This window comes from Sphingomonas sp., from assembly GCF_042095875.1.
Lineage (GTDB): Bacteria > Pseudomonadota > Alphaproteobacteria > Sphingomonadales > Sphingomonadaceae > Sphingomonas.
Genome location: NZ_JBELMJ010000070.1, coordinates 3,193 through 8,352, shown reverse-complemented (window position 1 = coordinate 8,352; position 5,160 = coordinate 3,193). Strand labels below are relative to the sequence as shown.

The following is a 5,160-nucleotide window of genomic DNA, read 5'->3' as shown; positions in this document are numbered from 1 at the left end:
GATCAGGTCGGCGCGCGCCATTTCCTGTCCGAGCGGGCGGAGAGCGTCGACGTGTCGATCCGCCTGATCGTCACCGACGTGCTCGCGCTCAACGCGCGCGCGGTGCTGCTCGCGCACAATCACCCGCGGGGCGATCCGCGACCCAGCCGGCAGGACGTGCACTTCACCCGCCGCCTGTTCGCGACGCTCGACGCGATCGGCGTGCGGCTGCTCGACCATTACGTCGTCGCGCCCGGCGGCTGGATGAGCTTCCGCCGCGACGGTCTGCTGTGATCGCCCTCAGCGCGTCGCCAGCCGACAGGGCCGGATCGCGTCAGGCGCCGGCCGCGGCCCCTCGGCGCGGAACGTCGCGAGATAGCCGCCGGCCGAGGGCATCTTCTCGAAGCCGACCTGGCGGTAGCCGACCGCCTCGAACTCGCAGCGTAGCAGCGCGGGCGGCGTGCCGTGGTTCTGCGTCGACCGGTCCGCGTCGACCACCACCACCAGCCCGTCGCGCCGCAGCGCCGGCCGCATCCGCCACAGGAACTCGTACGGCTGCGCGATCTCGTGGTACATGTGGACCATCAGCACGCGGTCGAAACTGTTCGCCGGCAGCCGCGGATCGGCCGGAAGCCCCAGCCGTACGCTGACATTCTCCAGCCGTTGCCGCGCGACGCGCTCGGCCAGCGCGTCGCGGGTCGCAGGCATGATGTCTTCCGCCAGCACGCGCCCGTTCTCGCCGACGCGCGCCGCCAGGCGGATCGTGTAATAACCCTCGCCCGCGCCGATGTCGGCGACCGTCATGCCGGGTTCGATCCGGGCGCCGTCCATCACCGCGCCCGCCTCGTTCAACCGGTCGCGCTCCTCTTCGTTCGACCAGCGCGACGAGACGATGCTGGCGACCGGGCGATCGGCGGCGGGGAAGGGGTCGGGTCGCTTCGCCGCGCGCTTGATCAGCGGTTGCGAGCCGTCGCACGCCCCGACCGAGCCCGCCGCCGCGATCAGCAGCACCGCGAATAGGGCGCGCGCGCGCCTCAATCCACGTCCTCCACCTCGACCTTCTCGCCGGTCACGCGCTGCGACAGCGCCGCGGCCATGAAGTCGTCGAGCGCGCCGTCGAGCACGTCGCCCGGGCTGGTCGAGGTCACGCCGGTGCGCAAATCCTTCACCAGCTGGTACGGTTGCAGCACGTAGGAGCGGATCTGGTGGCCCCAGCCGATGTCGGTCTTGGTCGCGTTGACCGCGTTCGCCTCCTCCTCGCGCTTGCGCAGCTCGTGCTCGTACAGCCGCGCGCGCAGCTGGTTGTACGCTTCCGCCTTGTTCTTGTGCTGGCTGCGCTGGTTCTGGCACGCCACGACGATGCCGGTCGGCAGGTGGGTGATGCGCACCGCCGAATCGGTCGTGTTGATGTGCTGCCCGCCCGCACCAGACGCGCGATAGGTGTCGATGCGCAGCTCGCTGTCGTTGATCTCGATGTCGATCGAATCGTCGATCACCGGGTACACCCACACCGAGGAGAAGCTGGTGTGGCGCCGGGCCGAGCTGTCGTACGGGCTGATCCGCACCAGCCGGTGCACCCCGCTCTCGGTCTTGGCGTAGCCGTAGGCGTTCTCGCCCTTAAGCAGCAGCGTCGCCGACTTGATCCCGGCCTGCTCGCCCGCGTGATAATCGATCAGCTCGACCTTCATGCCCCGCCGCTCGGCCCAGCGCGTGTACATCCGCTGCAGCATCTCGGCCCAATCCTGGCTCTCGGTGCCGCCCGCGCCCGCGTTGATCTCGACGTAGCTGTCGTTGCCGTCGGCCTCGCCCGCCAGCAGCGCCTTGATCTTGTCGCCCTGCGCGCGCGTGGCCAGCGCCTTAAGCGCCTGCGTGCCCTCGTCCGCCATCTCGGCATCGCCCTCGGCGTCGGCCATCTCGATCAGCTCCGCGGTGTCCGCCATCTCGCGCTCGATGTCGCGCGTCGCGGTGATCGCCTCGTCGAGCCGGCGGCGCTCGCGCATCACGTCCTGCGCCGCCTTGGGGTTCTCCCACAAGGTCGGGTCCTCGACGCGCGCGTTCAGCTCGTCGAGCCGACGCAGCGCGCGGTCCCAGTCGAGGAAACGGCGCAGCAGTGCCAGCGCCTCGTTGATGGTGTCGACATGGGCCTGCGCTTCGGCGCGCATAAATCTGTTCTCCAATCGTCGCGGGGCAACGCCCGCCGGGCCGGACGCCCGCGTGGTCCGCTGTGCAGCGGATCAAGGATCAAGCCTGCGATCTAGGCCGCGCGCCGCCAAACGGCAACGGGCCTGCGCGCACCCCCGACCACGTGGCGCCGCGCGCCGTGTTCGGACGTGCGTTAACCATTATTCCTTCCAATCGCGCCGGAGTTCGGTCGTCCGCGCTGGCGAAGCGGCCGCGGCGTGATAACGCCGTGCGCCATGCCGTACACCGCCGGACTGGTCGAAGCGAAACGCAAGCTCTCCCAACTGGAGCAGGCGCGCGCGCGATCGGGCACCGCCGGCGACAGCTCGCACTACGCGCTCGCCCGCGCGCGCTTGCTCGAGCAGATCGCGCTGTTCGAAAAACTCACCGCGCGAAAAGGCTAGCGGGCGCGGCGCGCTACCGCCGCGCACGCACCCGTCAGTAGATCCCGCCCTGCCGCTGCAGGAACTCGCTGTCGCGCGGCGCGGCCGACTTGCTCGGTGCCGGTCGCGGCGTCGCGACCGTCGCCGGGGCGGCCGAGTAGCGCCGTGGCCTTCGCGCCTCGCTCTGCGGCTTGAACGCTTCCCAGATCACCCCGGCCTTGGGATCGGCGTCGCTCGGCCACGGGCCAAACACCGGGCGCCCCGACCCGCGGTCGATCCGCACCAGTCGGATGCCGGGTGGCGCGCGGAACGGGATCACCGGCAGGTTCTCGAACGCCTTGACCGCGAACGCCTTGAAGATCGGCACCGCCAGCGTCCCGCCCTGCGCGTACCCGCCCAGCCCGCGCGGGGTGTCGTATCCGATGTACAATCCGGCCACCATCTGCGGCGTGCCGCCGATGAACCACACGTCGGTCGGCCCCGAATTGGTGCCGGTCTTGCCGAAGATCGGCCGGTTCAGGTCGCGCAGCGCGGTCGCGGTGCCGCGCTGGATCACGCCCTCGGTGATGTGCACCATCTGGTACGCCGACATCGCGTCCATCACCTGCCGCCCCTGCGTCGCCGGGCGCGGCATCGCGCCGCCGTTCCAGTGCGCCATGTTGCACCCGTCGCACGCGCGCCAGTTGGCGGGCCAGATCACCTTGCCGTGGCGGTCCTGCGCGAAGTCGATCAGCGATGGGTCGTGCCATTGCCCGTTGTTGGCGAGCACGCCGTAGGCGTTGACCATCCGCTCCACCGTTGTCTCGCCCGCGCCCAGCGAGTAGCTGAGATAGGGCGAGTAATCGCCGATCTGCATCTTCTTCATCAACGCGACGACGTTCTTCATGCCCGTCTGCGCCGCCGCGCGCACCGTCATCAGGTTGCGCGACTGCTCGATGCCCCAGCGCATCGTGTGCGGACCCGCGCCGCGCGAATTGCCGAAGTTGCGGAAGCACTTCTGCCCCAGCCGCGCGCCCTGATAGACGCAGAACGGCCCGTCGACGATGATCGACGCCGGCGTCATGCCGTGCTCCAGCGCGGCTGAATAGACGATCGGCTTGATCGTCGATCCGGGCTGGCGATACGCCTGCGTCGCGCGGTTGAACGCCTGCACGCTGGCGTCGAACCCGCCCTGCATCGCCAGGATGCGCCCGGTCGCGGGTTCCTGCACCACGAACCCGCCCGAGATGCGCGGTACGCTGCGAAGCGCGAACACGTCGTCCGACGGCGCCACCGCGATCACGTCGCCGACCTTGATCCGCGCGAAGGCGGGGGTGCCGGTACCGCGCGCGGGCGTCTGCGCGGCCCAGCGCGGCAGCGTGCCGGTGCGCCCGTCGGCGAAGCCGAGCGACAGCGCGCCGCTCTCGCGCGCGGTGACGATCGCGGCGCGCCAGTCCTTGTAGTCGAGCATGATGTTGGTGCCGAGCAGCGCGCCCTGGAACTGCGCCGGATCGTCCAGGTCGACGTGCGCCAGCGGCCCCGACCAGCCGCGCCCGCTCTCGTAGCGCAGCAACCCGTCGCGCAGCGCGTCCGCGGCGTAGCGCTGCACCTGCGGGTCGAGCGAGGTGCGCACCCACAACCCGCCCGAGTAGACGCTGTACGGCCCCGCCTGCGCGTTCTCGCCGAACTTGCCGATCAATTGCCGGCGCACTTCCTCGACGAAGTACCCGCCAACGCGCTCGAACTTGGGCGCGCGCCGCCTGATCGCGCCCAGCGGCTCGGCGTTCGCCGCGCGCGCCTGCGCCTCGGTGACGAAGCCGTTGCGCGCCATCTCGCGCAGCACGTAATTGCGCCGGATCAGCGCGCGCTCGGTGCTGCGGTACGGGTCGTAATTGGCCGGACCCTTGGGCAGGATCGCCAGATACGCCATCTGCGCCAGCGACAGCTCGGGCAGTTCCTTGTCGAAATAAGCGTGGCTCGCCGCCTCGACGCCGTAGGCGTTCCGCCCCAGGAAGATCTGGTTGAGGTACAGCTCCAGGATCTGCTGCTTGCTCAGCGTCTGCTCGATCCGGTACGCCAGGATCGCCTCGCGCACCTTGCGCGTCGGGGAATAGGCGTTGCCGATCAGCAGGTTCTTGGCGACCTGCTGCGTGATCGTCGACCCGCCGCGCGCGCGCTGCCCGGTGCCGAACTTGCTCGCGTAATCGATCACCGCGCCCGCCAGGCCGGGAAAGTCGACGCCGTGATGCTCGAAGAAGGTCTTGTCCTCGGCCGCCAGGAACGCGCGGATCAGCAGCGGCGGATATTCCGCGAACGACAGCTGGACGCGCCGCTCGCGCGCGTATGAGTAGATCGGCGCGCCGTCGATCCCGCGCACGTTGGTCGGCAGCGGCGGCTCGTACGCCTTCAGTTTCTCGACCGACGGCAGGTCGCGCGCGAAGATCAGCCAGAACGCGCCAACCGCGACCAGCAGGAGCGCGGAAAATGTCGCGAACCAGCGCAGCAGCCGCCGCGTCCATTTGCCGCTCAACGCACGGCGCAACCGACCCGCGCGCTCGTCCGGCGTCGCCGTCACTGGGGGAGAAGAAGCCATGTCGCCTGCGCGTTTAGCAGGTTCCGCGCGACGCGAAAGCGTGAC

5 protein-coding genes are annotated in these 5,160 nt (G+C 70.1%); 2 read left to right on the top strand and 3 right to left on the bottom strand.

The window, feature by feature from the left end:
* On the top strand, positions 1-273 hold a 273-nt coding region (locus ACFDS6_RS15940; protein ID WP_375273089.1), incomplete at its 5' end, for a JAB domain-containing protein.
* A gap of 6 nt (positions 274-279) precedes the next feature.
* Here ACFDS6_RS15940 and ACFDS6_RS15935 read toward each other — a convergent pair.
* Together ACFDS6_RS15935 and prfB are read right to left on the bottom strand one after the other, a co-directional pair.
* The gene (locus ACFDS6_RS15935; RefSeq protein WP_375273088.1) at positions 280-1,017 is read right to left on the bottom strand and encodes a methyltransferase domain-containing protein; all 738 of its coding nucleotides are present in this window, start codon (positions 1,015-1,017) and stop codon (positions 280-282) included.
* Complete coding sequence (gene prfB / locus ACFDS6_RS15930; protein ID WP_375273087.1) at positions 1,014-2,141, bottom strand: peptide chain release factor 2; 1,128 nt, start codon at positions 2,139-2,141, stop codon at positions 1,014-1,016. The genes ACFDS6_RS15935 and prfB overlap by 4 nt, the downstream gene beginning before the upstream one ends.
* 255 nt (positions 2,142-2,396) lie before the next feature.
* On the opposite strand from prfB, the gene ACFDS6_RS15925 reads away from it, so the two are divergent.
* Positions 2,397-2,564, top strand: a complete 168-nt coding sequence (locus ACFDS6_RS15925) for a hypothetical protein (protein WP_375273086.1) — start codon at positions 2,397-2,399, stop codon at positions 2,562-2,564.
* A 34-nt stretch (positions 2,565-2,598) separates the two neighbouring features.
* Here ACFDS6_RS15925 and ACFDS6_RS15920 read toward each other — a convergent pair whose 3' ends face one another.
* Entirely contained in the window at positions 2,599-5,115 is a 2,517-nt protein-coding gene (locus ACFDS6_RS15920; protein WP_375273085.1) for a penicillin-binding protein 1A, read from the bottom strand.
* Positions 5,116-5,160: the final 45 nt, after the last annotated feature.